The organism is Thermobifida fusca YX (assembly GCF_000012405.1).
GTDB classification, from domain to species: domain Bacteria; phylum Actinomycetota; class Actinomycetes; order Streptosporangiales; family Streptosporangiaceae; genus Thermobifida; species Thermobifida fusca.
The window spans coordinates 370014-395219 of the sequence record NC_007333.1 but is presented as its reverse complement, the minus strand read 5'-3'; the positions used below and the strand labels follow the sequence as shown (position 1 = coordinate 395219).

The window sequence follows — 25206 nt, the reverse complement described above, 5'->3', positions numbered from 1 at the left end:
CTTTTAGTTAGCATAGACAATAATTAGTCAAGTCACATAAGAAGGCGGAAAATCCGGCAACCGGATCGACCATTGTGAGGGGGGCGCATATTGATATGGCTACTGGTTGCGCACTTCACGGCTGCGGCACTAGCTCCGGCGCTAGTCCGTAAGTGGGGGCGGCAGGCCTTCTTCGCGCTCGCACTTGTCCCCGCGAGCGCCGCAATCTGGGCACTCCCCCGGGCGCCAGGCGTGATCGCCGGTGAACCGGAACTGTTCTTCCTCCCATGGGCGCCCAACTACCAGCTGGCCCTGGCCTTCCGCATGGATGCGCTCAGCCTCGTCATGCTGCTGCTGGCAGCGGGGATCGGCGCCCTCATCCTCCTCTACTGCGCCCGCTACTTCAGCGACGACGAACCGGGCCTCGGCCGCTTCGCCGGAGTCCTCACCGGTTTCGCCGGTGCCATGATCGGCCTGGTCCTCGCCAACGACCTCATCCAGCTCTACCTGTACTGGGAGCTGACCACCGTCTTCTCCTACCTGTTGATCGGCCACTACCCCGAGCGGCGCGACAACCGGCGTGCCGCAGCCATGGCGATCAACGTGACCACCATGGGCGGCCTCACCATGCTGGTCGGCCTGGTCATCCTGGGGGAAAGCGCGGGCACCTACCTCATCTCCGGCATCCTTGCCGAGCCGCCGAGCGGGACCGCCGTCACCGTGGCGCTCGTCCTGATCCTGGTCGGTGCCCTGTCGAAGTCGGCGATCTTCCCGTTCAGCCTGTGGCTTCCCGCAGCCATGCAGGCCCCCACCCCGGTCAGCGCCTACCTGCACGCCGCTGCCATGGTCAAAGCCGGGGTGTACCTGATCGCACGGCTCACCCCCGCCTTCGGTGACATCCCGGCCTGGCAGTACACCGCGGTCATCCTCGGCACAGCGACGATGATCGGGTCCGGGTGGCGGGCCCTGCGCCAGCACGACCTGAAACTGCTGCTGGCCCACGGAACCGTGAGCCAGCTCGGCTTCCTCACCGCGATCTTCGGCATAGGGACGCGGGATGCCGCACTCGCCGGACTGGCCATGCTGTGCGCGCACGCACTGTTCAAAGCCCCGCTGTTCCTCGTCGTCGGCATCATCGACCACAGCACCGGAACGCGGGACCTGCGGGAGCTGTCCGGGCTGCGCAAGAAGATGCCCGTCGTGTTCTGGACGTCGGTAGTCGCACTGATGTCCATGGCCGGCCTGCCGCCCATGGCCGGGTTCGCCGCCAAAGAGGCCGCGTTCGGCGCGTTCGAGCACGCCGACACCCTCCTCGCCACCCTCGCCCTGGCCGGAGTGGTGGTCGGCACGCTCTTCACCGTCGGCTACAGCCTGCGGTTCCTCTGGGGCGCGTTCTTCGACAAAGAGAACACCTCCCCCACTCCGCTCCTCCATCCCCCGGGACCGCTGTTCGTCGCTCCCGCCATCGTCCTCGCGGCCCTCAGCCTCCTCGGCGGGTTCGGCGCGTCCCTCGCCGACCCGGTGTTCGCCAGCTACGCCGACACCGTTCCCGGCGCTGGGCACGACCCCGCCCACCTAGCGCTCTGGCACGGCTTCTCCCTCCCGCTGCTGCTGACCGCGCTCTGCCTGGCCGGCGGTCTCCTGCTGTTCCGCTGGCGGGTCATGGTCGCGTGGCTGGGCGCCCGGTTCGCGCTTCCCGAAGCCGGGAACGTCTACCGGCGGATCGTCTACTACCTCTCCAGCTTCGCCACCCAGGTCACCGGCCTCACCCAGCGCGGGTCCCTCCCGCTCTACCTGGGCACGATCCTCGTGTCCCTGCTCGTCGTCAGCACGGCGCCGATCGTGTGGGGACGGCTGTGGACGCTGGACGTGCCGCCGGTGCGCTGGATCGACACGCCGCCCCAGCTCATCCCGGCCGCGATCATCATCATTGCGGCGCTGTGGACGCTGATCGTGCGCGGGCGGCTGTTCGCGGTAGTGCTCGTCGGCATGACCGGCTACGGCACCGCCACCCTGTTCGCCCTGCACGGCGCCCCCGACCTGGCGCTCACCCAGTTCCTAGTGGAGACCGTCAGCCTCGTCGTGTTCGTGCTCGTGCTGCGGCGCCTCCCACCCCAGTTCTCCACGCCGGTGCTCCGCAGCCGCCGCCTCGTGAACCTGGCGATCGGCATCGGCAGCGGAATCCTGGTGGCTGTCATGGCCTACCTCACTCTCGCGGGACGGCAGGCCGAATCCATCTCCGAAGGATTCCCCGCCGCGGCGGAAGAAGCCGGGGGAAGCAATATCGTCAGCGTGCTGCTGGTGGACGTCCGCAGTTGGGACACCATGGGGGAGATCTCGGTGCTGGCCGCGGTCGCCGCCGGCGTGGCGAGCCTGCTGTTCGTCCGGCGCCGCACCCGCCTGCCCCACACCCACATCGAAACCGGGCGAATCGTGGCGCGGCTCCCCCAGCCGCCCTCCAACGGGGAAAGCGAATGGTCGCCGCTGCCGCTGACCTATGTCGGCGACATCATCACCCCCCGCGTGGCGCACAAGCCGCTGTGGCTGCCCGGGGTGCTGACCCTCGCGCAAGAGCGCCGGTCGATCATCTTCGAGGTCGTGGCGCGCCTCATGTTCCCCGTGATCATCCTCATCTCCGTCTTCCTCCTGCTCACCGGGCACAGCCACGTCGGAGGAGGATTCGCGGGCGGCATCGTCGCGGGCCTCGGCCTCATGGTGCGCTACCTGGCGGGCGGCCGCCACGAGCTGTACCTCTCGCTGCGGCTCCCCCCGGGCCTGCTCATCGGCCTCGGGCTCTCCATCACCACGGGCACGGCACTGGCCGGAGCCATCTTCGGGACCGAGATCTTCGCCGGAGGGGCGTTCGACCTGCACCTGCCCTTCTTGGAGCCGATCCACCTCACCTCGGCACTCGCTTTCGACTTCGGTGTCTACGTGCTGGTCATCGGCCTCATCCAGGACATCCTGTACAGCCTCGGCGCGGGCATCGACGAACAGGCTGAGAAGGACAGCCGTACCGGTAAGGCACCCGAATACGAAAGCGAGGAGGTGACCGCGTGAACGACACCCCTACCCTCCTGCTCGTCATCGTGATCGGTGTCCTCGTGACTGCCGGGGTGACGCTGCTGCTGGAACGGAGCCTCACCCGCATCCTGCTGGGCGTGGTCCTCCTCGGCAACGGCGTCAACCTGCTCATCCTGTCCGCAGGGGGCGCCGCGGGGGGACCACCGCTCCTCAGCCTCACCCCGGAAGGGGAGATGGCTGACCCGCTCCCCCAGGCGATGATCCTCACTGCGATCGTCATCACCCTGGGCGTGACCGCGTTCCTGCTGGCCATGGCCTACCGGAGCTGGCAGCTGCAGGGCAACGACGAAGTCCAGGACGACGCGGAAGACCGGCGTATCGCCACCGGCGGGGAGCGGCGGCGCCTGCGCCAGTACATCCGCGCGCAGAAACGGGCGCTGCGCCAGGCGATCCGCGCCCAGCGGATGGAACTGGAAGCGCAGATCGAAGCGCAGGACGAACTGGAAGAAGCCGAGCGGGCGATCCTCCGCGAACAGATCGCCCAGGCCCGCCGCGACCTGGACGAACGCTTGGAAGCCGCGGACGACAAAGACCGGGAGCGGATCATCTTCCAAGCCGACCACGCGCAAGCGGCCGCGCTGGATGAGGCCAAACGGCGGGTGCGGGAAGCCCGCAAGGAGCTCGCTGAGCACCGGCGTGCCGACCGGGAGTACGAACGCCGCCTGCGGCGGGAGCTGCGCCAGCGCATCCGCGCCCAGAAACGGCAGCTGCGTGCGAGCATCCGCGCAGAACGCGAACGCCTGGCCCGAGCCGAAGACAGCGACATGCAGGGGGTGGACTACTGATGGAGGCCCTTCTTCCCTACCTGGTGCCGCTGCCGGTGGTGGTGCCGCTCCTCGCGGCCGGCCTGAAGTTCGCGATCGGTGTCCGCTCCCCCCTCCTCAACCAGATGATCAGCGTGGTCGCCCTGGTCGTGGTACTGGCCACGGGCGGGGCACTGCTGTTCGGGGTGCACGCTTACGGACCCCAGGTCGTGCAGGTGGGCGGCTGGGAGTTCCCGATCGGGATCACCCTGGTCGCGGACCGGCTCTCCGCGCTGATGGTGACCGTCTCCTCAGCGATCACCCTGGGCGTCCTCGTGTACTCCATCGGGCAGGGGATCGCCGACCAGGAGGAAGCCACTCCGCTCGCGATCTTCTACCCCACGTTCCTCATCCTGGTGGCGGGGGTGTCCAACGCTTTCCTCACCGGGGACCTGTTCAACCTGTACGTCGGGTTCGAGATCCTGCTGACCTCCAGCTATGTGCTGATGACGCAGGGCGGCACCCTCGCCCGGATCCGGGCGGGATCCACCTACGTGGTGGTGTCGCTGCTCTCGTCCGTGGTGTTCCTGATCGCTATCGCCCTGATCTACGCGGCCACCGGCACCGTGAACATGGCGCACCTGGCGCTGCGGCTCGCGGAACTGCCGACCGAACTGCAACTGACTCTCCAGGCGATCCTGCTGATGGCGTTCGCCATCAAAGCCGCGGTGTTCCCGCTCTCGGCGTGGCTGCCTGACTCCTATCCGACCGCGCCCGCCCCGGTGACCGCGGTCTTCGCGGGGCTGCTCACCAAGGTCGGCGTCTACGCGATAATCCGCACGCAGACCCTGCTGTTCCCCGAGGACAGCGTGGTGGACACGCTCCTGCTGTGGGCGGCGCTCGCCACCATGGTGATCGGGATCTTCGGCGCGATGGCGCAGACCGACATCAAACGCATGCTGTCGTTCATCCTGGTCAGCCACATCGGCTACATGGTGTTCGGGATCGGGCTGGCCAGTGTCCACGGCATGTCGGGCGCGGTGTTCTACGTCGCCCACCACATCACGGTGCAGACCACCCTGTTCCTGGTCGCCGGGCTGGTGGAGCGGCGCTGCGGCAGCTCGTCCCTGAACAACGTGAGCGGGTTGGCGAAGATCTCCCCCGTGCTGGGCGTGCTGTTCTTCATCCCTGCGATGAACCTGGCCGGGATTCCCCCGCTCTCCGGGTTCCTCGGGAAACTGGGGCTCATCCAGGCCGGCGTCCAGGACGGGTCGCCGCTGGCCTACCTGCTGGTGGGCGGGGCCGTGGCCACCAGCCTGCTCACCCTGTACTCGATCGTGCGGCTGTGGAACTACGCGTTCTGGCGCGCCCCGGAGGAAGGCCGGCCTGTCGCGCTCGGCACCCTGCTGGAAAGCTCCGAGGACGAATCCTCCGACCTGCCCAACGGGAACGCCGTGCCGATTCCGGCAGGCCGAGCCCCGACCGGGATCGGCGGGAAAGCCGTGGTGACCTCCGACGTGTTCCCGCCGCTGATGCTGGGAGCGACGGTGGCCCTCGTCTTGCTGGGCGTGGCGTTCACCGTGTTCGCGGGACCGCTCATCAACTACAGCTATGAGGCCGCGGTCGAACTCACGGCCCGGACGTCCTACCTGAACGCCGTGATCCCGGGAGGTGCTGCCCAGTGACCCCGCCGTCGGTGATACCGAAGCGGTCGCCGCTGGATCTGCGGATCGGGCGGCGGATCATCAACCTGCCGACCCTGCTCACCCTGACCGTGGTGTGGATGCTGCTGTTCGGGGAGCTGTCGCTGACCATGGCACTGGGCGGCGTCCTGGTCGGCACGCTCATCATGCTGGTGTTTCCGCTGCCGACCGTGTCGCTGGGCCTGCGCCTGCACCCGGTGGGGCTCGCAGTGTTCCTCGGCCACTTCATCGTGGACCTGGTGGTGTCGAGCGCCCGCGTGGTCGCGCAGTCGTTCGCCCGGCGCCCCCCGCGCAGCTCGATCCTCGCCATCCCGCTGCGCACCCGCTCCGACCTGCTGCTCACCATCACCGCCATCTGCGTCTCGGTGATCCCCGGCAGTGTGATCGTGGAGGTCCGCTCCGGGACTTTCACCCTGTTCGTGCACATGCTCGGCACCGACGTGGACGCCGCGGAAGACGCGCGGCGCAAGGTCTTCGCCCTGGAAGAGCGGGTGGCGCGGGCGTTCGGCACCCGGGAGGAGATCGAACGCGTCGAGGCGGGAGGCGACACATGATCTACCTGTGGACCGTGATCGGGGTGCTGCTCGGTGCCGCGTCCCTGCTCGGCATGGCGCGGCTGCTGCTGGGGCCGACCATCCTCGACCGGGCGCTCGCGGTCGACGTGCTCCTGGCCTCGGCGATCACCGGGATCGGAGCGTACGCAGCATTCCACCGCGACCCCACCGTGCTGCCCACCATGCTGGTGCTGGCGGTGCTGGGATTCGTGAGTTCGGTCAGTGTCTCCCGGTTCGTGGCACGGCGGCAGCGGGGGATTGACGAGTCGGAGGGGGTCGACCAGTGACAGGGACGGAAATACTCGACTGGATCTCCGTGATCCTCCTGCTGCTGGGGGCGGCGCTGTCGTTCGCGGCAGGAGTCGGCCTGGTGCGGTTCCCCGACCTGCTGTCCCGCATGCACACCGCGGCGAAGCCGCAGGTGATGGGCCTGGTGCTCATCTCGGTCGGGTTGGGGCTGCGCCTGTTCCCCGACCCGCGAGTCGGCTTCCTGTTCCTAGTGGTGCTGTTCCAGATCCTCACCGTCCCGGTCGCCTCGCACATTGCGGCCCGGGTGGCGTATCGGACCGGACGGGTCCGCCGGGACCTCATCGGGGTGGACGAGCTGGAAGAGCAGCTTGAACCGCGCTGACCCCTGCGTGCGCTGCGTGAGCAGCTAGTACCAAGGCCGCGGACGGGTCCACCCCGTCTGCGGCCTTGTGGTGTCTCGAGCGGGCCCAGGGTGCGGTCACTGCGGCGGTTCGTCGGGGATCGTCGGCAGCCGCATGCCGATCACCGCGCCGCCGCCCTCCCGGTTGTAGGCGAACACGGTGCCGCCGTGGGCAGCCGCAATGTCGTGGACCATGGACAGGCCGAGCCCGGAGCCGGGCAGGCCGCGCGCGGCCGGGGAACGGTAGAAGCGTTCGAAGATGTGAGCGAGCTCGGATTCCGCGATCCCGGGCCCCCGGTCCCGGACCTCCACCACCCCGTCGCGGATGTGGATCTCGATCGGGGCCGTGCCCTCCGGGTCGAACTTGGCGCTGTTCTCCACCGGGTTGGAGATCGCGCGCTCCAACGCACCAGGCCGCCCCAGCACCGCGCTGTCGTCCGCGTCCACAATGATCTCCCGGCCGGTGCGGCGGCGGCTGCGCGCCGCTACCCGCTCCGCGACCTCCCGCAGCACGACTTCTTGGACCGGCTCGTCCTGGTAGGTCTCGGTCGCCAGGCTGACCAGCTCGTTGACCAGGTCGGTCAGCTCCCGGGTCTCCCCTTGCAGGTCGTCGACGAGCCGCTGCTGCGCTTCCGGGGAGAGCCGGTCGAACTGCTTCATCACACTGACGTTGGTCCGCAGGCTGGTCAGGGGGGTGCGGAGCTCGTGGGAAGCGTTCTGCACCAGCCGCCGCTGCTCTTCTTTCGCGGCGGCCAGCCTGCCCAGCATCTCGTTGAACGCGGCGCCGAGCCGTCCCACCTCGTCCCGGCCTCCCGTACTGGTCCCGCCGTCCGAGACGGCCCGGTCCAGCCGCCCCGTGGACGTGACGTATTCGGCGGCTTCAGTCAACCGCACCAGGCGGCTGGTGATGCGACGCGCCACCAGCCAGCCGGCGAGTCCGGCACCGACAAGCGCCACCACGCCGACCACCACCAACTGCGCGGCCAGAGTGTCCAGCAGCCGCTCGGTCGGTTGCAGGCGCTGCACGATCTGCACCGCGCCCAGCCCTTGGCCGAAGGAGACGGTGGCCACGCGCAGCGGCTCCCCGAGCGCATTGTCGTCCCGCAAGTGGACCAGCCCGCCAGCGTAGTGCCCGGCCACAGCGCGGTCGGCTTCGGTGACCGGCAGCGGAGCCGAAGCGCGGCCGCCGCCCAGCGGCACCATGATCTCGCCCGCCCCGTTGATGAGCTGGAACGAGAACCTCTCCGAGTGGACGAGGGTGAACTCGTGGAACCGGCTGTTGCCGGTCGACGAGTTCCGCAGCGTCTGGGCGACGTTGGAGACGGTGGCGTTGAACTCCTGTTCCGCACTGTTGCGGATCAGGGTGGCGGCAGCACTGTAGGCGAGCGACCCCATCAGCACGATCACCGCGGCAGCGACCGCGGCAAACGTCACCGCGAACCGGGTGCCGAGACTGGCACCCCCGAGCCCGCGGACCCAGCCGCGGACCTTCTCCCCTAGGGCAGCGGCAGCGCCCATTACTTCGGCCTGAGGGTGTAGCCGACGCCGCGGACCGTCTGGATCAGCGGTGTGGTGCCTTCCGGCTCCAGTTTGCGGCGCAGATAGCTGATGTAGACCGCCAGATTCTTCGATTCGGGACCGAAGTCATACCCCCAGATCCGGTCGTAGATCGTGGAGTGGTCCAGCACGATCCCCGCATTGCGGGCCAGCAGCTCCAGCAGGTCGAACTCGGTTTTGGACAGTTCCACTTCGCGTCCGGCCCGCCAGACGCGCCGCGCCCCCGGGTCGATGCGGAGGTCGCCGACTTGGATCAGCGGCTCCGCGGCCCCCTCCCCCGTGGTGGGCGCGGCACGGCGCAGCAGCGCCCGGATACGGGCCAGGAGCTCGTCGAGTTCGAAAGGCTTCGGCAGGTAGTCGTCGGCTCCGGCGTCCAGTCCAGCGACCCGGTCAGAGGTTTCCACCCGCGCGGTCAGCATGAGGATCGGGGTGCGGTCCCCTTCAGCACGCAGCACCCGGCACACGCCGAGCCCGTCGACCCCCGGCATCATCACGTCGAGGATGAGCAGGTCCACGGGGTCGGAGTGCACTGCGGCGAGCGTCTCCACACCGTCGGCGGCGGTGCGGGTCTGGTATCCCTCCAGTTGCAGCGCCCGTTCGAGGGACTCGCGGATAGCGCGGTCGTCGTCAGCGATCAGCACGGTGCGGGCAGGGCTCATATCCTCATCGTCACCTATGGGGGTTAGTGGTCGGTAAGAGGAAGCGCCAAGTGTGGTGAGAAAAGCCGGGCGTGCGGTTGGCCCGCGGAAAACGGGTAGTGGAAGGCCGTTTTCCGGTCCACCACCTCTGTGGAGGAGCATATGGCTTTCCGTATCGCCCACCTGCCGATCCGGCTCGCCGCGGGCGCGTACATCCTCAACTCCGGGCTGAACAAACGGGAAGCGGACGCGGACACCGCAGCCTACCTGCACTCCGCTGCTTCCCGAGTGCTGCCCACGCTGCGGGACATGCCGCCGGAGAAGTTCACCCGGATGCTGAGCAACAGCGAGATCGGGCTGGGCGCCGCCCTGCTGCTGCCGCTGCTGCCCAGTGCCCTGGTGGGCGCGGCGCTCACCGTGTTCGGGGCAGGGCTGCTCGGCCACTATTTCACGGAGCCGGGCGCGCGCATGGAGGACGGGATCCGTCCCACTCCCCAAGGCCTCGCCCTCGCCAAAGACGTGTGGCTGGTCGGCATGGGGCTGACCCTGCTCATCGACGGGATGCGCCCGCCCTGCCCCGTGCGGTGAGCGGGAACGGGCCTGCGTCCCCGCAAGGATGCGGGTCTACTCGGTGTCGGGCACGAACGTCTTGGTCCGTTTCATACCGGCCGCGCGTCCCTTGGCCGCGATGACCAGCGCCATCTTGCGGGACGCTTCGTCGAGCATCTCGTCGCCGAGCATGACCGCGCCGCGCCGCTGCACCCTGGTGGCGTAGTCGTAGGCGTCCAGGACGAGTTCCGCGTGGTCGTAGTCCTCCTGGGTGGGGGCGTAGACCTCGTTGGCCGCGTCCACCTGGCCGGGGTGCAGCACCCATTTGCCGTCGAAGCCGAGGGCCGCGGTGCGCCGCGCGGCGCGGGTGAAGCCGTCCACGTCGCGGATCTTCAGGTAGGGGCCGTCGATCGCCTGCAGGTCGTGGGCGCGGGCGGCAGTGAGGATGCGCATAAGCACATAGTGGTAGGCGTCGCCGACGTCGTAGCCGGGGGGCTGCTCCCCCACCGTCAACGTCTTCATGTTGATGCTGGCCATGAAGTCGGCGGGGCCGTAGACGAGGGTTTCCACGCGGGGTGAGGCGGCAGCGATCTCGTTGATCCGGGTCAGTCCGCGCGCGTCTTCGATCTGCGCTTCGATCCCGATCCGCCCCACTTCCAGGCCGACTGCGCGTTCGATCTGAGTGAGCAGCGTGTCCAGCCACAGGATGGGGGCGGGACCGGTGACTTTAGGCAGCACCAGGCAGTCCAGTGCGGCTCCGGCGCCTTCCACCACGGTGATGACGTCGCGGTAGGCCCAGGCCGTGGTGGCGTCGTTGATGCGGACGGTGCGCACTTTGCCGTCCCAGCCGCCCTCGTTGAGCGCGGCGACCGCGGCCTCCCGGGCTCTCTCTTTCTCCGATGGCGCGACCGCGTCCTCCAGGTCGAGGAAGAAGGCGTCTACCGCAAGCCCGCGGGCCTTCTCAATGAACCGGGGGTTGGATGCCGGGACCGCGAGCACCGACCGTCGCGAACGCGACGCGACCGCATTCATGGCTGACTCCCTGAACTGAGAAAACACCGGTATTACCGCCCCCATCCTGACAAAACAGGGGTTGGGGAGCCGGCGCGGGGCCCCTAAGCTGGCGCGCGGAGCAGTCGATGCGGGAGACGGGAGGGCCATGACGAACACCGGTCCGGTGGAGGCGTATCCGACCAGCGCGCACTGGGGCACGTTCGAAGTCCTGGTCCGCGACGGCCGCGTGGTGGGGGTTCGCCCCGACCCGGCGGATCCGGCGCCTTCCCCGCTCATCGACAACGTGCCGGACGCCCAGCACCATCCCACGCGGATCGATCGGCCCGCGGTGCGCCGGCGCTGGCTGGAGCACGGCCCCGGTCCGGATGCGCAGCGCGGGGAGCGCGACGACGAGTACGTGGCAGTGGACTGGGATACCGCGCTCGACCTGCTCGCCGCCGAACTCGACCGGGTGCGGCGCACCTACGGCAACGAGGCGATCTTCGGCGGCTCCTACGGGTGGGCGAGCGCGGGACGCTTCCACCACGCGCAAAGCCAGTTGCACCGTTTCCTCAACACGATCGGCGGCTACACCCGGTCGGTGGCCACGTACAGCCACGGGGCCGCCGAAGTGTTCCTGCCGCACGTGGTGGGTGCTGAGGGCGCCCACGCACTGCTGTACCGCGCCCCGACGTGGGAGACGATCGCGGAGCACACCGACCTGCTGGTGAGCTTCGGCGGGCTGCGCGTGTCCAACACGTGGGTGGCCTCCGGCGGGCGGGCCGCGCACACCGCGGAAGGGGGGATGCGGGAGGCGGCGCGTCGGGGCACCGAGTTCGTGTCCATCAGTCCGCTGCGGGACGACGCCGCTGCCGAGCTCAACGCCCGCTGGCTTTCGGCCGTCCCGGGCACGGACACGGCGATCCTGCTGTCCCTCATCTTCACGCTGATCGCTGAAGACCGGGTCGACACCGCGTTCCTGGAACGGTACACGGTGGGCTGGCCGCACCTGCGCGACTACGTGCTGGGGAAGCGCGACGGGGTGGCGAAGACCCCGGAGTGGGCGGCGGCGCTCAGCGGAATCCCCGCGGCTGAGCTGCGGGAGTTGGCGCTGCGGATGGCCCAGGGGCGCACGTTGATCAATGTCGGCTGGTCGGTGCAGCGCGCCCGGTACGGGGAGCAGCCGCTGTGGGCAGGGCTGGCCCTGGCCGCCTGCCTGGGGCAGATTGGTCTCCCCGGGGGCGGGTTCGCCACCGGGTACGGGTCGATGGGCAGCTACGGGGGCGGGTTCACTCCGCGCGCGCTGCCCCGCCTGCCGCAGGGCCGCAACCCGGTGGACACGCTGATCCCCGTGGCGCGGATCGCTGACATGCTGCTGTGCCCGGGAGAGCCGTTTGACTTCAACGGGCAGCGGCTGCGCTACCCCGAGATCCACCTCGTGTACTGGGCGGGCGGCAACCCCTTCCACCACCACCAGGACTTGGCCCGGCTGCGGCGGGCGTTCGCCCGCCCGGACACGGTGGTGGTTCACGAGACGCACTGGACGGCGACGGCCCGCCACGCCGACGTGGTGCTTCCGGTGACCACGTCGCTGGAACGCGAGGATTTCGCGGCGAGCCGCGGGGATCTGCGGCTGCGGGTGATGCGGCGGGCGGTGCCGCCGCACGGTGCGGCCCGTGACGAGTACGCCATCTTCACCGGTCTGGCGGAGCGGCTGGGCACAGTGGAGGAGTTCACGGAAGGGCGCGACGTCCGGCAGTGGCTCCGCCACTTGTACGAGGAGTGGCGTGAACGGCAAGGGCCGGAGGTGGAGCTGCCGGACTTCGACCGCTTCTGGGCGGATGGGGGCGTCGACATCCCGCACCGCGTGATGGATACCACATTTTTCGGTGCTTTCCGTGCCGACCCGCAGGCGCATCCGCTGGGCACGCCGAGCGGACGCATCGAACTGTACTCGGAGACGATCGCCGGGTTCGGCTACCCCGATTGCCCGGGGCATCCGACGTGGCTGGACCCGCCCGAGCGGCCGGGGACGCCGCGCGCCCAGCAGTGGCCGCTCGTCTTGGTCGCCAACCAGCCCAAGGACCGACTGCACAGCCAGCAGGACATGGGCGCCCACAGCCGGGCAGGTAAGATCGCCGATCGTGCCCCGGTGCGGCTGCACCCGGACGACGCGGCTGCGCGCGGCATCACCGACGGCGATGTGGTACGCCTGTTCAACGACCGGGGCTCCTGCCTGGCGGGCGCCGTACTGGACGACGGGGTGCGGCCGGGTGTGGTGCAGTTGTCCACGGGTGCCTGGTTCGACCCGTCCTCGCCGGACACGGCGACCTGCGTGCACGGCAACCCGAATGCGGTCACTATCGACGTGGGCGCATCGCGGCTGAGCCAAGGCTGCACCGGCCAGGTGACACTAGTCGAGGTCGAACGGTTCGACGGTGCGCCGCCCCCGGTACGCGCGTTCGTCCCCCCGCGTATCGTCGGACACACCCATTGACCGGGAGGACTTCCCCCTGGGGTCCCTCAATCCCCTGGAGTGCAAACCACCATGAAACGTCGATCCTCTTCGCGGCCTGCCCGATCTGCCCGGCCTTCGTCGCAGCGCCAGCGCTCCGGCCCGGGCCGCCGTTCCCTCGGCCCGCTGCTGCGGCTCGCCCTGCCGGTGCTCGCCACCGCGCTCACCTTGGGGTCGCTTCTCATCAACGTCATGGCGGGCGGTTTCACCACGACGCAAGGGGTGACCGCGTGGGCGCTGACCGGGGTGAGCGCGCTGGCGTGCGCTTTCGCATGGTGGACCTATGTCGCGGCCTCTGCCGCGGAGAAGAAGAAGCGCGCCGCTGAGCCTCCGTACCCTGGCGTGGGGGAAGGTTTCGACGCTGAGAGCGCCTACGGTTACGGCGACGGTTACGACGACGCGGACCGGGCTGCCCCTGAGGGCCCCGCGCACGCGGACGAGGCCGCGTACGACGCTCCTGCTGACGGCGCTTACGACGGCCCCGGCGGCTCCGGGGAGACCACTGCGGTGTGGAATCCGCCGCCCAGCGGTGGTGCAGCGGGGTCGACCGCTGTCTTCAGCCCAGGGGACACTGGCGGCCCTGCCTTGGGGGACACTGGCGGCTTCCCGCCTCCTGCGGACGCTGCGGCTCCTCCCGTCCAGGACGCCGAGCACACTATCGTCGGGGCTCGCTGGGACGCCACCCCGTCCGAACCCGACAGCACTCCGCCGCCTCCCCCCGGTCCCGCACCGTCCTCCGGCCCAGCGCCCACTCCCCCGCTGGCGGATCCGCCCGCCCCGGAAGCGGGGGACACCGGTGGTTTCCCCACCATTCCCGCACCGCCGTACAGCACGCCGTACTCCGGCGGTCCCAGCAGCACACCGCCGAGCTCTTTCGCCGACGACCCGCTCAGTGGCCCCGCCCCCGCCTCCGGGCCGTGGCGTCCCGCAGGGGAGGCTGCGCCTCGTGAGGAGCGCACCCCGTGGGCTTCGAACCCGACCGGCGGTGTCAACTCCGCGAGCGACATCCTCGGCGGCGGTCCCGCTCCGGGCCAGGGAGCGCCCCCGGCAGACCCGCTTGGCGGGCCGCCCACCCCTCCGAACAGCGGAACCGTCCCCCGCTACCCCGCCCAGGGAGTGAGCCACTACCCGGGCTACCGGGGCGACCTTTTCGCGGACCACGAGCGTCGGGAGACCGGACCCGACCGCCGTGAAGACGGCCCGTGGCCGTATCCGCCGCCGCCTCAGCACTGACCACCGGATCGCCGCACGGATCGGGGTTTCCGGCTCTCCTCCGCTACCCAACGCCAGAACAATAGGTTAGCCTTGTCTAAGTTTTTGGCGGTGTGTCCACGGAGGACTACGGTGCCTTTGCGGCTACAGCACTCCCCTGTCCGGGTTGGCATCCGGTGAGTCGAGAGCAGTTGGCTACAGTCGTCCGCGACCACGTTGACCTCGACGACGCTTCCACTGCCCGTGCCGCACTGGTCCGGCACATGTCCGCGCGGGCCACGACCCATGCGCTGCGCGCAGGCGGACTTGCTGCGGCCCTCGGCGTCCTCGTGCTGGCGGCACTCCTCAGCCTGGCCGTGGGAGCCAAACCCATCCCGCTGTCCGTGGTGTGGGACGCGCTCTGGCACTTCGACGGCTCCTACGACCACACCGTCATCCTGGGGCTGCGCGGTCCCCGGACCGTCCTGGGGGTCACGGTCGGCGCGGCCCTCGGCCTCGCCGGAGCCCTCATGCAGGTGCTGGTCCGCAACCCGATCGCCGACCCCGGGCTGCTCGGCGTCAACATGGGGGCCACCACCGCCGTGGTGGCAGCCATCTACCTGTTCGGCCTGACCGGTATCGACGCCTACGTGTGGTTCTCCTTCGCGGGGGCTGCGCTGACCGCCCTCCTCGTCTACTTCCTCGGCACGCGGGGCCGCACCAGCGCCACCCCGGTCCGGCTCGCTCTCGCGGGCACCGCGGTCAGCGCCGTCCTGCTCGGCCTCACCAACGGCGTCATCCTCTTCCACGACTTCGTCTTCCAAGAGATCCGGTTCTGGCAGGTCGGCTCCCTGGCCGGACGGGACCTGGCGATCTTCGGCACGGTCGCCCCGTTCCTCGCCGTCGGCGCGCTGATCGCCCTCGCGTTGGGCTGGTCGCTGAACGCGCTCGCGCTCGGTGAGGACCTCGCCGCCGCGCTGGGCGCGCGGATCGGCCGCATCCGGTTGTGGACCGCGATCGCCATCGTCCTGCTGTGCGGGGCGGCGACCGCCGCGACCGGGCCGATCGCCTTCGTCGGCCTCGCCGTGCCGCATGCGGCACGGCTGCTCACCGGACCGGACCAGCGCTGGCTCCTGCCGTTCTCGGCCGTGTTCGGGGCGATCCTGCTCGTGCTCTCCGACACGCTGGGCCGGGTGGTGCTGCCCAACGGGGAGCTGGAAGTCGGCATCATCACCGCACTGGTGGGCGCCCCGGTCTTCATCGTCCTCGTCCGTCGTGCGAGGTTGGTCCAACCGTGACCGCGATCCCCCTCCGCTCGCTCCGTGTGGGGCCGGTAGCGCTCCGCCTCCGCCCGCGCGTACTCGTCTCCTGCCTGGCTCTGGCTGTCCTCGTCCTCGCAGCGTTGACGGCCTGCCTCATCGTCGGCGACTACTCGATTCCGCTGCGCCGCATCCCCGCCGCGCTGTTCGGCTCCGGGGAGCGGCTCGACGTGTTCTTCGTGCGCGACGTGCGGCTGCCGCGCGCGCTCACCGCGGCCCTGGTGGGCGCGGCCCTAGGCACGGCAGGCGCCGTGTTCCAAAGCCTGTCGCGCAACCCGCTGGGCAGTCCGGACATCATCGGGTTCACCGCGGGAGCCTCCACCGGGGCGGTGCTCACCATCCTGGTGGTCGGCGGCGGCATGCTGTCCACTGCGCTGGGGGCGATGCTCGGCGGAGTGGGTACGGCCGTGCTCGTCTACCTGCTCGCCCTCCGCCGCGGCGTGCAGGGCTACCGCCTCATCCTGGTGGGCATCGGGATCAGCGCCATGCTCGGTGCGGTGACCCACTACCTCATCACCCGCGCGGAACTCACCGATGCGCTGTCCGCCCAGGTGTGGCTGGTCGGTACCCTCAACTCGCGCGAGTGGCCGCACGTAGCCGCGGTGGGGATCGGCTGCGCCGTGCTGATCCCGTTCCTGCTGCGGCTAGGCGCCCAGTTGCGGCTCATGGAAATGGGGGAAGACACCGCGCGGGCCTTGGGCGTGGCCACGCAGCGCACCCAGACACTGGCGCTGCTCGCGGCGAGCGCGCTCACCGGGATCGCTATCGCGGTCTCCGGCCCGATCGCTTTCGTCGCTTTGGCTGCCCCTCAGCTCGCCCGCCGGCTGACCCGCGCCGACGGGACGACTCTCGTGGCCTCTGCGCTCATGGGAGCAGCACTCCTGCTCTGCTCGGACCTGGTGGCGCTGCGGCTGCTGGCACCGGTCCAGCTTCCTGTGGGCGTGGTCACCACGGTTGTTGGCGGAACCTACCTGGTGTGGCTGCTGTACGCGGAGTGGCGGAGCGGCCGTGCCTGACACACGAGGTGAGAACATGTCCCAGCCCACTTCCTCCCGGTTGCGGGGAGAGAACCTGACCCTGGCCTACGACCAGCGCGTCATCTCCCGGAACCTCGAAGTGGCGATCCCCGACCACTCGTTCACCGTGATCGTCGGCCCTAACGCGTGCGGCAAGTCCACTCTGCTGCGCGCCCTGTCGCGGATGATCCGTCCGACGACGGGCGCGGTGTACTTGGACGGCAAGCTCATCCACTCGTATTCGTCGAAAGAGGTGGCACGGCGGCTGGGACTGCTGCCGCAGACGTCGATCGCGCCGGACGGGATCACCGTGGTCGACCTGGTCTCCCGGGGCCGCTACCCGCACCAGCGGTTTTTGCGGCAGTGGTCGCGGGAGGACGAACGGGTGGTCGCCGAGGCGATGGCGGCGACCCGGGTCTCCGACCTCGCCGACCGGCTCGTAGACGAGCTGTCCGGGGGCCAGCGGCAGCGCGTGTGGTTGGCGATGGTGCTGGCGCAACAGACCCCGCTGCTGCTGTTGGATGAGCCGACCACCTTCTTGGACATCGCCCACCAGCTGGACATGCTGGACCTCTGCGCTGAGCTACACCAGGAGCGCGGGCACACGCTGGTGGCGGTGCTGCACGACCTGAACCAGGCCTGCCGGTACGCCACCCATCTGATCGCGATGAAGGACGGCGCAGTGGTCGCCCAAGGGGACCCGCAGGAGATCGTCACCGCGGAGCTGGTGGCGGAGGTCTTCGGGCTGCCGTGCCAGATCATCCCCGACCCGGAGACCGGAACCCCCATGGTGGTGCCGAGCGACCGGCGGAAGCGGGCCGGGCGGAAGGCTGCGTGACCTGCGCCGGAAGGGCACACCCCTCCCCCCGGCGGGGCTTACCGCGGGGTTACCGATTTCCTACAGAGGGTATGTACCGAAACGACCATATAAGTGCCGTATCGGGGGGTAACGGCATGACCGAATATGGCTCCGATGCCGGACGCCTGCGGCGCGTCACGGCGGTACGCCTCTGGACCGGGGGACTAGCCACCGCCGTGGTCGCGGCACTCGTCATCTTCGTAGGAACCCTGCTCGTCAACGGCCTGCTCGGCGCGTCAGTGCTCTCTCCGGAAGGGTCCTGGCGCTTCAGCGCTCTCGGCATGACCGCCTACGCGGCACTCGCCGCCTTCGGTGCGCTCGCCGCCACCGGCCTGCTGCACCTGCTGCTCCCGAACACACCTCGACCGCTGCACTTCTTCTCCTGGATTGTCGGCCTGGCCGTAGCAGGGGCCACGGTCGCCCCATTCGCCCAAGACGGCCCCGTCGTCGTCACCGTCGCCACCTCGCTGATTAACCTGGCCGCGGGCGGCACCATCCTGTCGCTGCTCAGCGGCGTGGGCGCGGTGGCCCACGCGGAACTCCGCGGCAGGACGCCTGCGCGCACACCGCTCGGGAAGAGCTGACCCTTCCCCAGTTGCGCCTCCCTCTCCGTGTCGATTAGGTGACGTAGAGTAGTTTTCACGGCCTAATCGTGGGAGGGGGATCCGGTGTGGCTGTAGGCAGGTGGCTCGCCCATGTGCTGACCACGCTGGCTGTCCTGATCATCTTGGTCTCGGCGGCGCCCCCGCCTCCGGGGACCGCCGCTGCGCCGCACACCGCACCCCGCCGCGGGCCGGTCGTCCTCGTCGGGGTTCCCGGCCTCCGCTGGGACGAGATCACCCCGCAGACCACTCCCCACCTGTGGGAGCTGGCGCGCCGCAGCGCGATCGGCAACCTGTCCATCCGCACCGTCACCTCACGCACCTGCCCCGTCGACGGCTGGCTGACCGTGGCCGCGGGACAGCGCGCCGCAAGCGAACGGCAGACCTACTCCATCTGCGAACTGCCGCGCCTCCCCGAGATCGACGGGGAAGGCGCGGTCATCCCGGACTACTCCGACCACGTCACCTACAACGCCGCTTCCCGCTTCGGCGCGCGGGTAGGACTGCTCGGCGACACGGTGCGCTCCTACGGCGGGACCACTCTCGCCGTCGGGCCGGGCGCTGCCCTGGCCGCCGCAGGCAGCGACGGACGGGTCGACCGCTACCTGGGCGGCACCTCCGGGCTGACCCGCGAATCGTGGGACGGGGTCACCCTCGGCGTGATCGACCTGAAAGACCTCGCCGACCTGTACCTCGACCCGCCCGCCCCGGAACCGGTCGGCGACGAGCTTGTCGACGGCACCGGCACCGTGGACGGGGTCCCCCGCGACCTCCAAGTCCCCCTGCGGCTCCCCGGAGACACCGACCCGTTCGACGACGAGGAAGAGGTCGAACCGGAACCGGACCTCACCGAAACCAGCGAACTCCAGGAGCGGCACGAACGGCTCGCCGCGATCGACCGGGACCTGGCCACCATCCAGGCCACGCTGCCCCCCGACTCGACCCTGCTCGTCGCCGGGATCTCCGTGGAAGCTGGCGCGTCCCGCCTCAACACCGCCCTGCTGCACGGGCCCGGCCCTGACGGCACCGTCTTCACCGGCGGCTACCTCGTCTCCGAGTCCACGCGGCGCCCCGGACTGGTGGCGTTGACCGACATCACCACCACCCTGCTGTACACCCTGGACTTCCCGCCGCAGCAGGGCATGGTGGGGCGGGCGTGGCGGCAGACGCCCCGGCCCGCCGAGTTCGACACGGCAGTCGACCAGCTCCGGAAATTCGCTACCGCGGCCGAAGTCGTGGAATCGCTGGTTCCCGGCTTCTTCAGCGGGCTGGTGGCCACCCAGCTCCTCCTCTACGTGTGCGCCGCGTACGCCCTGAAACGCTACGGCGGGCGCGACCTCGCGAAACGGCGCCTCGTCCTGTCCGCGACCCGAGTGGTGGCACTCGCCGGCGCTGCTTTCCCGGTCTCCAGCTACCTGGTCAACCTGGTGCCGTGGTGGTCGGCGCCCTTCCCCCAGGCGGCCCTGCTCGGCGGGGTGCTGCTCGCCGACGCCGCAGTCGTGGCGGTGGCGCTGGCCGGGCCGTGGCGGCGGGACATCCTGGCCCCTACCACGATCGTCGCGGCGATCACCACCGTGGTCCTCTTCGCCGACCTGTGCACCGGATCCCACCTGCAGATGAACTCCCCCACCGGGTACACCCCGATCGTGGCGGGCCGGTTCTACGGGCTCGGCAATATCGCGTTCGCCACTTTCGCCACCGGCGTGCTGATGACCGCCGCGGGGATCGCCCACCACCTCCTCGGCCACGGCCGTCGCACCTGGGCCGTCGCCGTGTCCCTCGTCTTGGGGACGGCAGCGCTGTTCGCCATCGGCTGGCCGGGGCTGGGCACCGACTTCGGCGGGGTGCTGGCACTCGTCCCCGGGCTCGCGGTGACCATGCTCATGATCGCCGGGCTGCGGGTCACCGTGGGCCGGATCGCGGTGATCGGCGTTGCCGCGGTAGCCACGATCGGCCTCCTGTCGTTCCTGGATTATCTCCGGCCACCGAACGAACGCAGCCATTTCGGTTTGTTCGCGGGACAGGTCCTTGACGGCACCGCATGGCCGGTCGTATCCCGCAAAATCGATGCAATGCTGGGTTCTTTGGGCAACTGGCAGCTCACCCTCCTGGCCGCGGGGGCTTTGCTGTTCCTCTTTGTCGTATTGAACAATCCGCTGAACTGGCGGGTAGGGGTGCTCTCGCGGGTCTACGAATACGCGCCGACATTGCGGGCCGGACTCACCGGATCGCTGGTCACCGGGCTTGCAGGGTTTGCATTCAACGACTCAGGAATCGCTATTCCGGCGCTCGCGCTGACCGTTGCGGTCCCCCTCACCCTGGCGTCCTGCGTGTGGGTACTGCAACAGACCGTGCCGCTTTCCCAACCCCCCACGGTTTCGGTATGTGGTCGAACCGCAACTGTGTGATCAAAACCGGAGAGAAAAGCCAAAATTCGCCGACTGCCGTGTGATATCGTCCGGGACGGACGTCCCCGCTGGCGTTCCGCACAAACAGCGATCAGGCGCAGCAGTGCCGTGTAGGACCACTTCGAACGTCCACCATCGCGCCGGGAGCGAACCGCCCCAGACGTACTGATCCACCACGGTCCGCGAAAGACTCGCAGGCGTTCGGCGACTCGTATCGTCGAAACGAGGAGTGGCACACGATATGACACAGATCTCCCGGCCGGTCCGTATGCCTGTCCGTAGGCCTTTTCGCGCCTCGTCCCAGTGTTCCGGTCAGTGGAAGGTCTCCACGCCTGCGCCCGTCCCCGACCGGATGCCAGCATCGGCGTATCTTTCCGGAGTCACCATGTCCGCGTTGCAGATCACCGTTGACGAGCGCAACGACGCCACTGTCATCGTGCTCGACGGAGAGATCGACATCGCCACCGAGAACGACTTCCGGGACGCGGTCACCAGCGCCCTGGAACAGCGCCCCGGCGGTTGTGTCGTGCTGGACTGTGCCGGTCTCATCGACTCCAGCGGCCTTCGCGTACTGGTGCAGAGCTACAAGGCCGCACAGGAGCACAGATGCCAATTGCGGATCGCGGCTCCGCCTGAGCGGGTCGCGAAAATCCTGCGGGTGACGGCGATCGACACGCGGATCCCCGTCCACCCGACCGTCGAAGCGGCTCTGGCAGCGCCTGCCGCGTGACCCACGAGCAGGCCGCGCCGCTTCCCGCGACCGCGGCCTCCCGTCAGGTGAACAGCAGCAGCCAGACGCCCAACCCCACCATGGCCAGGTTGAACACCGCGAAAACCATCACCCACATCGTGCCGGGAACCCCGGTCAGCCGGGCCAACTGGTCGGCGTCCGAGTGCGGGGACGGATGGCGGCGGCGCTGGGACTGCAGTTCGAACACGGGACGCACGCTGGCGAACAGCATGAACCAGGTGAACAGGTAGGCGAAGAAACTCTGGACTGCGCTGGGGGTCCACCAGGAGACCGCGAAAACCACGGCTCCGGTGCCCACCACCGCCACCACACCGTAGACGTTGCGGATGAGCAGCAGCATCGCTGCCAACAGCAGGATGCTGATCCACAGCAGACCGGTGATCCGCCCGGCGGTGAGCAGGATGATCCCGGCCAAGCCCACTACGGCGGGGGCGGTATAGCCCGCCAAGATGGTGACGATCATGCCGATACCGTCGGGGCGGCCCCGGGAGACGGTCACCCCTGAGGTGTCGGAGTGCAGCCGGATACCGCTCAACTGCCGGCCGCTGAGCAGGGCGGCAAGCGCGTGACCGCCCTCATGGGCGATGGTCACCACGTTGCGGGCCACCCGCCACACCCGGCCTCCCGACACCACGACGAGCAGCGCAACCGCCCCGGTGGCGATGACGACCCACAGCGGGGGGTCGGGCTGCACGGAAAAGACGTCCTGCCACACCTGGGAGAACGAGTTGGCTGCCATGTGCCCTCTTCCGTCTCGGCTGCTACGCAACTCTAGCCATTCTGGTGCGGCCGTGACGGTTCCGGAGCTGTCCCGGCAAAACGGGACGGGTGCGCACGCGGAAGCCCTGCCCGGGCGGTGCACGGGCGGGGCCGCAGGCTCAGCGGGGGGTGATCGTGATGTCCCCGGTGTCGCTGCGTGCTTCGATGACGGAGGTGGCGTCCCTGGACTGGTCCACGGCGACCTTGGGGGATCCGACAGTGGTGTCCGCGGTCACCCGGTAGACCCGGTCGGGCACCTGCAGTTCGATGTTCCCGATCGCCGTGGTGGCATGCAAGGTCTGGAACTCGGTGTCCGTGGTGACCGTGATCGCGCCGGTGTCGCTGCGCACCCGGGCAGTGTCGAAGCCCGAACCGATGCGGATCGCACCGATCGCGCTGGTCGCCTGGACGTCGGCGGCTTGGAAGTCCTCCAGGTTGATCTCGCCGGTGTCGCTGGTCACCACGGCGCTGGGCCCGGAGCCTGCGGCGGTGATCCTCCCGGTAGCGCTCTCCGCGGTGATCTCCCCGGTGACGTCGGCCAGCCGGATCTCGCCCGTGTCGGTGGACGCGTCCACGCGGGCGGAGACCCCGGTGACGTCCACGTCCCCGGTCACGGTGTGCACGGAGACTTCGGTTCCTTCCGGGACCGCCACCTCGTAGTCGACGGAGCAACGACCGAACACGGTGAAGATGAGACTGCAGTTCGCGGCGAGCCGCAGGGTGTCGCCTTCCGTCTCCGTGTCCCAGGAGGGCTGGGACATCATGGAGGACCACACGTCCACGCGCACGGTGACCGTGTCGGTGTCCTCGGCGACGAGGGTCACGCTGCCTTCCGTGTTGTTGTCGATCTCGAGCCGGGACGGCGCAGGAAACTCCGTTGTGTCGGTGGTGGTCTCCGAGACCGCCGTAGTGAGGATGCCCAGCACGCCCGTGCCGAGGGCGGCCAGGCCGACGATTGCGCCGATGACCAGCCACCACCGGCCGCGGCGGCCCCGGGGTTCCTTGCTGGAGGACGCGTACAGTCCTCTGGCCGTAAACGTCATGGCAGTGTCCGTTCCTTCGTGGGTGTGGGGAGGGTCACGGCTGGCGGGAGCTGGCCCGCAGGTATTGCAGGACGGCCAGCACCCTGCGGTGCTCGTGGGTGTCGGGAAGCAGGTTGAGCTTGGTGAAAATGGACCGGATGTGCTTCTCTACCGCGCGTTCCGTGATGAACAGCCGCGCCGCGATCCCGGCGTTGTTGAGGCCCTCGGCCATAGCGGCGAGCACCTCGGTTTCGCGTGGACTCAACCGGTCCAGCACGTTGTCGGTGTTGCGGCTCAGCAACTGCGCCACCACCTCCGGGTCGATGGCGGTCCCGCCGTCGGCGATACGGCGCAGGGTCTGCAGGAACTCGTCGATGTCGGCCACGCGGTCTTTGAGCAGGTAGCCGACCTTGGACGCGCTACCGCCCAGCAGTTGCGAGGCGTAGGTGCCGACCACGTGCTGGGAGAGCAGCAGCACCGCGACATCGGGATGCTCCTTGCGGATCCGGATCGCGGCGTGCATGCCTTCTTCCGAGTAGGTTGGCGGCATGCGGACGTCCACCAGGCACAAGTCCACGTCGTCGTGGCGGGCCACTGCGGCGAGGAGCGCGTCGGCGTCACCGACCTGGGCGACGATCTCGATACCCGCGTCTTCCAGAAGCCGGGCCATGCCGCCCCGCAGCAGTACCGAGTCCTCAGCGATGATCACGCGCACGGTTACGCCCTCCACGGAATGTCAGCGGTGAGGACCGTGCCCTCACCGGGCGGACTGTGGATGAACAGTTCACCGTCGACCGCCTCGACCCGGTCGGACAGTCCGTGCAGCCCGGTGCCGGACTGCGGGTCGGCGCCTCCGCGGCCGTTGTCGATGACGGTGATGCGGAGCAGGTCGTCCCGGCGGCGCCGAATCCGTTCGGCCCGGACCGTGACCGCGGACGCCTGCGCATGCTTGGCCACGTTGGTGAGCGCCTCGCAGACCACGTAGTAGGCGACGCCTTCAGCCCGTGGCGACGGTCGTTCGTCGAGGTGCACTTCGAGACGGACCGGCACCGGGCACCGTCCGGCAGCCACAGGGAGCGCGGCGTCAAGCCCATGGTCGGTGAGGACCTTCGGGTGTAGCCCGCGGGCCACCTCCCGCAGTTCCGCCATCACTGCCCGGGCTTCGCGCTGGGCTTCCTCCACCAGTTCCCGAGCCTGCTCCGGGTCGCGGTCGAATTTGGCGCGCGCCCGTGCCAAGGTCAGCGTGAGGGACAGCAGCCGCTGCTGCGCACCGTCGTGCAAGTCCCGTTCGATCCGGCGGCGTTCCGCTTCGGCCGCGTCCACCATGCGGGAACGGGTGTCGCTCAGCTCCCACAACCGACGGCGGACACGCACCTGGGGAGAGTCGAACAGGGTCCGTCGCATCACGGCGAGGTCGAGCCGCACCAGCCAGGGCGCAACCCACAGTCCGGCCACCACCAGGGGAGGCCCCGCCACGAGCACCGCCACCACCAAGGCCATACCGGTGACCTGCACCGATCCGCTCGTGAGGAGAGTGGCGGCGAGCGCGCCGATCCCACCGATCACCCCGCCCGCCCCATAGGCGATCAACAGCACGGCAAGCCCGCCGAACAGCAGCCCGGCGAGTCCGATCACCGTGGTGTGCCCCACCGCGGCCCAGGCGTCCCGGCCGACCACGAACCCGATGCCGCGGAGCAGTCGGAGCGTCCCGTCTCCCGCGGGAACCGTGGTCTCCACGATGCCGAACAGGGCCCCCGCCCGCCGTTTGTGGATGTGCACTCCCAGCCGGGCCAGGAGCGTGGCCACGGGGACCGACCCCAGGGTGGCGGCGGAGAGGAGCAGCAGACGCCAGTCCGCAGGAGTCGTGCCGCGCACCACCTCGACGGTCGTGGACGACAAGGCGCCCACCATGACCGCCAGCAGCGCGGCCGGCACAAGGGAGACGGGAGCCAGCGCGAACGAGGTCAACAGGGAAAGCACGGCGACCAGGCGTTCCCGCCACACCCCCACTCGGCTGTCTGCCATCTGCCGCTCCGTTTCGCCCGCTGGTTCATCGAACGCTTTCACGGTAGAAAACAACGGGATCCGGCACAGGAACGGCAGCACGTCAGATCACGGTGGTGTCAGCACTACCAAGCAGCGACTTTCCTGTTCTCGCCGCGCTGCTGCACCGGGTGTGCCGTGCTGCGTCCCGCAGCGCCAGGGGCACAGCGGACAGGGTGGTGCGTCGGTTTCCGCTGGTGGGGATGGGGAGACAGGCTACCGTCCTCGGTAGGGTCTGCTGCGTGAGGTTCGCCCGATGTGTCGTTGCGGTG

Annotated in this window: 22 protein-coding genes; 15 read left to right on the top strand and 7 right to left on the bottom strand. The window is 69.4% G+C overall.

All coding sequences use genetic code 11. The features are described from left to right. The first annotated feature begins 90 nt into the window (after window positions 1–90). From TFU_RS01735 to mnhG, 6 genes are read left to right on the top strand one after another with little or no spacing between them, the layout of a single operon-like run. Window positions 91–3039: a Na+/H+ antiporter subunit A gene (locus tag TFU_RS01735; RefSeq protein WP_011290797.1), complete on the top strand. Its 2949-nt coding sequence runs from the start codon at window positions 91–93 to the stop codon at window positions 3037–3039. Further along, entirely contained in the window at window positions 3036–3848 is an 813-nt protein-coding gene (locus tag TFU_RS01730; protein ID WP_011290796.1) for a Na(+)/H(+) antiporter subunit C, read from the top strand. Before TFU_RS01735 ends, TFU_RS01730 begins: the two co-directional genes overlap by 4 nt. Then, window positions 3848–5491, top strand: a complete 1644-nt coding sequence (locus TFU_RS01725; RefSeq protein WP_011290795.1) for a Na+/H+ antiporter subunit D — start codon at window positions 3848–3850, stop codon at window positions 5489–5491. The genes TFU_RS01730 and TFU_RS01725 overlap by 1 nt, the downstream gene beginning before the upstream one ends. Next, on the top strand, window positions 5488–6063 hold the full coding sequence (locus TFU_RS01720) for a Na+/H+ antiporter subunit E (protein ID WP_011290794.1): 576 nt from the start codon (window positions 5488–5490) through the stop codon (window positions 6061–6063). Before TFU_RS01725 ends, TFU_RS01720 begins: the two co-directional genes overlap by 4 nt. Next, window positions 6060–6350, top strand: a complete 291-nt coding sequence (locus tag TFU_RS01715) for a monovalent cation/H+ antiporter complex subunit F (protein ID WP_011290793.1) — start codon at window positions 6060–6062, stop codon at window positions 6348–6350. The genes TFU_RS01720 and TFU_RS01715 overlap by 4 nt, the downstream gene beginning before the upstream one ends. Next, window positions 6347–6694, top strand: coding sequence for a monovalent cation/H(+) antiporter subunit G (gene mnhG / locus TFU_RS01710; RefSeq protein ID WP_011290792.1), 348 nt, complete (start codon window positions 6347–6349; stop codon window positions 6692–6694). Before TFU_RS01715 ends, mnhG begins: the two co-directional genes overlap by 4 nt. A gap of 96 nt (window positions 6695–6790) precedes the next feature. Here mnhG and TFU_RS01705 read toward each other — a convergent pair whose 3' ends face one another. After that, window positions 6791–8230: a HAMP domain-containing sensor histidine kinase gene (locus tag TFU_RS01705; protein ID WP_011290791.1), complete on the bottom strand. Its 1440-nt coding sequence runs from the start codon at window positions 8228–8230 to the stop codon at window positions 6791–6793. Beyond that, window positions 8230–8928 carry a response regulator transcription factor gene (locus tag TFU_RS01700; RefSeq protein WP_011290790.1) on the bottom strand — a complete coding sequence of 233 codons (699 nt, stop codon included), beginning with the start codon at window positions 8926–8928 and terminating at the stop codon, window positions 8230–8232. The genes TFU_RS01705 and TFU_RS01700 overlap by 1 nt, the downstream gene beginning before the upstream one ends. 141 nt (window positions 8929–9069) lie before the next feature. On the opposite strand from TFU_RS01700, the gene TFU_RS01695 reads away from it, so the two are divergent. Then, on the top strand, window positions 9070–9495 hold the full coding sequence (locus tag TFU_RS01695; protein ID WP_011290789.1) for a hypothetical protein: 426 nt from the start codon (window positions 9070–9072) through the stop codon (window positions 9493–9495). Between the two features lie 36 nt (window positions 9496–9531). Here the strand turns inward: TFU_RS01695 and TFU_RS01690 are convergent, their stop codons facing one another. Continuing rightward, window positions 9532–10488 carry an HpcH/HpaI aldolase/citrate lyase family protein gene (locus TFU_RS01690; protein WP_011290788.1) on the bottom strand — a complete coding sequence of 319 codons (957 nt, stop codon included), beginning with the start codon at window positions 10486–10488 and terminating at the stop codon, window positions 9532–9534. 127 nt (window positions 10489–10615) lie between these two features. Between TFU_RS01690 and TFU_RS01685 the strand changes: the two genes are divergently transcribed. The 8 genes from TFU_RS01685 to TFU_RS01650 all read left to right on the top strand — a co-directional run bounded on the left by TFU_RS01685 (window position 10616) and on the right by TFU_RS01650 (window position 21089). Further along, window positions 10616–12946: a molybdopterin guanine dinucleotide-containing S/N-oxide reductase gene (locus tag TFU_RS01685; protein ID WP_011290787.1), complete on the top strand. Its 2331-nt coding sequence runs from the start codon at window positions 10616–10618 to the stop codon at window positions 12944–12946. A 51-nt stretch (window positions 12947–12997) separates the two neighbouring features. Next, on the top strand, window positions 12998–14197 hold the full coding sequence (locus TFU_RS01680) for a hypothetical protein (RefSeq protein WP_011290786.1): 1200 nt from the start codon (window positions 12998–13000) through the stop codon (window positions 14195–14197). Window positions 14198–14439: 242 nt separating this feature from the next. Further along, on the top strand, window positions 14440–15453 hold the full coding sequence (locus tag TFU_RS01675; RefSeq protein ID WP_041428183.1) for a FecCD family ABC transporter permease: 1014 nt from the start codon (window positions 14440–14442) through the stop codon (window positions 15451–15453). After that, window positions 15450–16490 carry a FecCD family ABC transporter permease gene (locus TFU_RS01670; RefSeq protein WP_011290784.1) on the top strand — a complete coding sequence of 347 codons (1041 nt, stop codon included), beginning with the start codon at window positions 15450–15452 and terminating at the stop codon, window positions 16488–16490. The genes TFU_RS01675 and TFU_RS01670 overlap by 4 nt, the downstream gene beginning before the upstream one ends. Window positions 16491–16506: 16 nt before the next feature. Then, complete coding sequence (locus TFU_RS01665; protein WP_011290783.1) at window positions 16507–17328, top strand: ABC transporter ATP-binding protein; 822 nt, start codon at window positions 16507–16509, stop codon at window positions 17326–17328. 116 nt (window positions 17329–17444) lie between these two features. Beyond that, on the top strand, window positions 17445–17933 hold the full coding sequence (locus tag TFU_RS01660; protein ID WP_016188124.1) for a DUF6069 family protein: 489 nt from the start codon (window positions 17445–17447) through the stop codon (window positions 17931–17933). An 86-nt stretch (window positions 17934–18019) separates the two neighbouring features. Beyond that, window positions 18020–20359: a membrane protein gene (locus tag TFU_RS01655; RefSeq protein ID WP_011290781.1), complete on the top strand. Its 2340-nt coding sequence runs from the start codon at window positions 18020–18022 to the stop codon at window positions 20357–20359. 385 nt (window positions 20360–20744) lie between these two features. Next, complete coding sequence (locus tag TFU_RS01650) at window positions 20745–21089, top strand: STAS domain-containing protein (protein WP_016188123.1); 345 nt, start codon at window positions 20745–20747, stop codon at window positions 21087–21089. Between the two features lie 43 nt (window positions 21090–21132). Here the strand turns inward: TFU_RS01650 and TFU_RS01645 are convergent, their stop codons facing one another. The 4 genes from TFU_RS01645 to TFU_RS01630 all read right to left on the bottom strand — a co-directional run bounded on the left by TFU_RS01645 (window position 21133) and on the right by TFU_RS01630 (window position 24916). Then, the gene (locus TFU_RS01645) at window positions 21133–21849 is read right to left on the bottom strand and encodes a M50 family metallopeptidase (RefSeq protein WP_011290779.1); all 717 of its coding nucleotides are present in this window, start codon (window positions 21847–21849) and stop codon (window positions 21133–21135) included. Between the two features lie 139 nt (window positions 21850–21988). After that, a complete protein-coding gene (locus tag TFU_RS01640) occupies window positions 21989–22912 on the bottom strand; it encodes a DUF4097 family beta strand repeat-containing protein (protein ID WP_011290778.1) in 924 nt (307 codons plus the stop codon). 34 nt (window positions 22913–22946) lie between these two features. Continuing rightward, on the bottom strand, window positions 22947–23606 hold the full coding sequence (locus TFU_RS01635) for a response regulator transcription factor (RefSeq protein ID WP_011290777.1): 660 nt from the start codon (window positions 23604–23606) through the stop codon (window positions 22947–22949). A gap of 2 nt (window positions 23607–23608) precedes the next feature. Next, window positions 23609–24916: a sensor histidine kinase gene (locus tag TFU_RS01630; protein WP_011290776.1), complete on the bottom strand. Its 1308-nt coding sequence runs from the start codon at window positions 24914–24916 to the stop codon at window positions 23609–23611. Window positions 24917–25206: the final 290 nt, after the last annotated feature.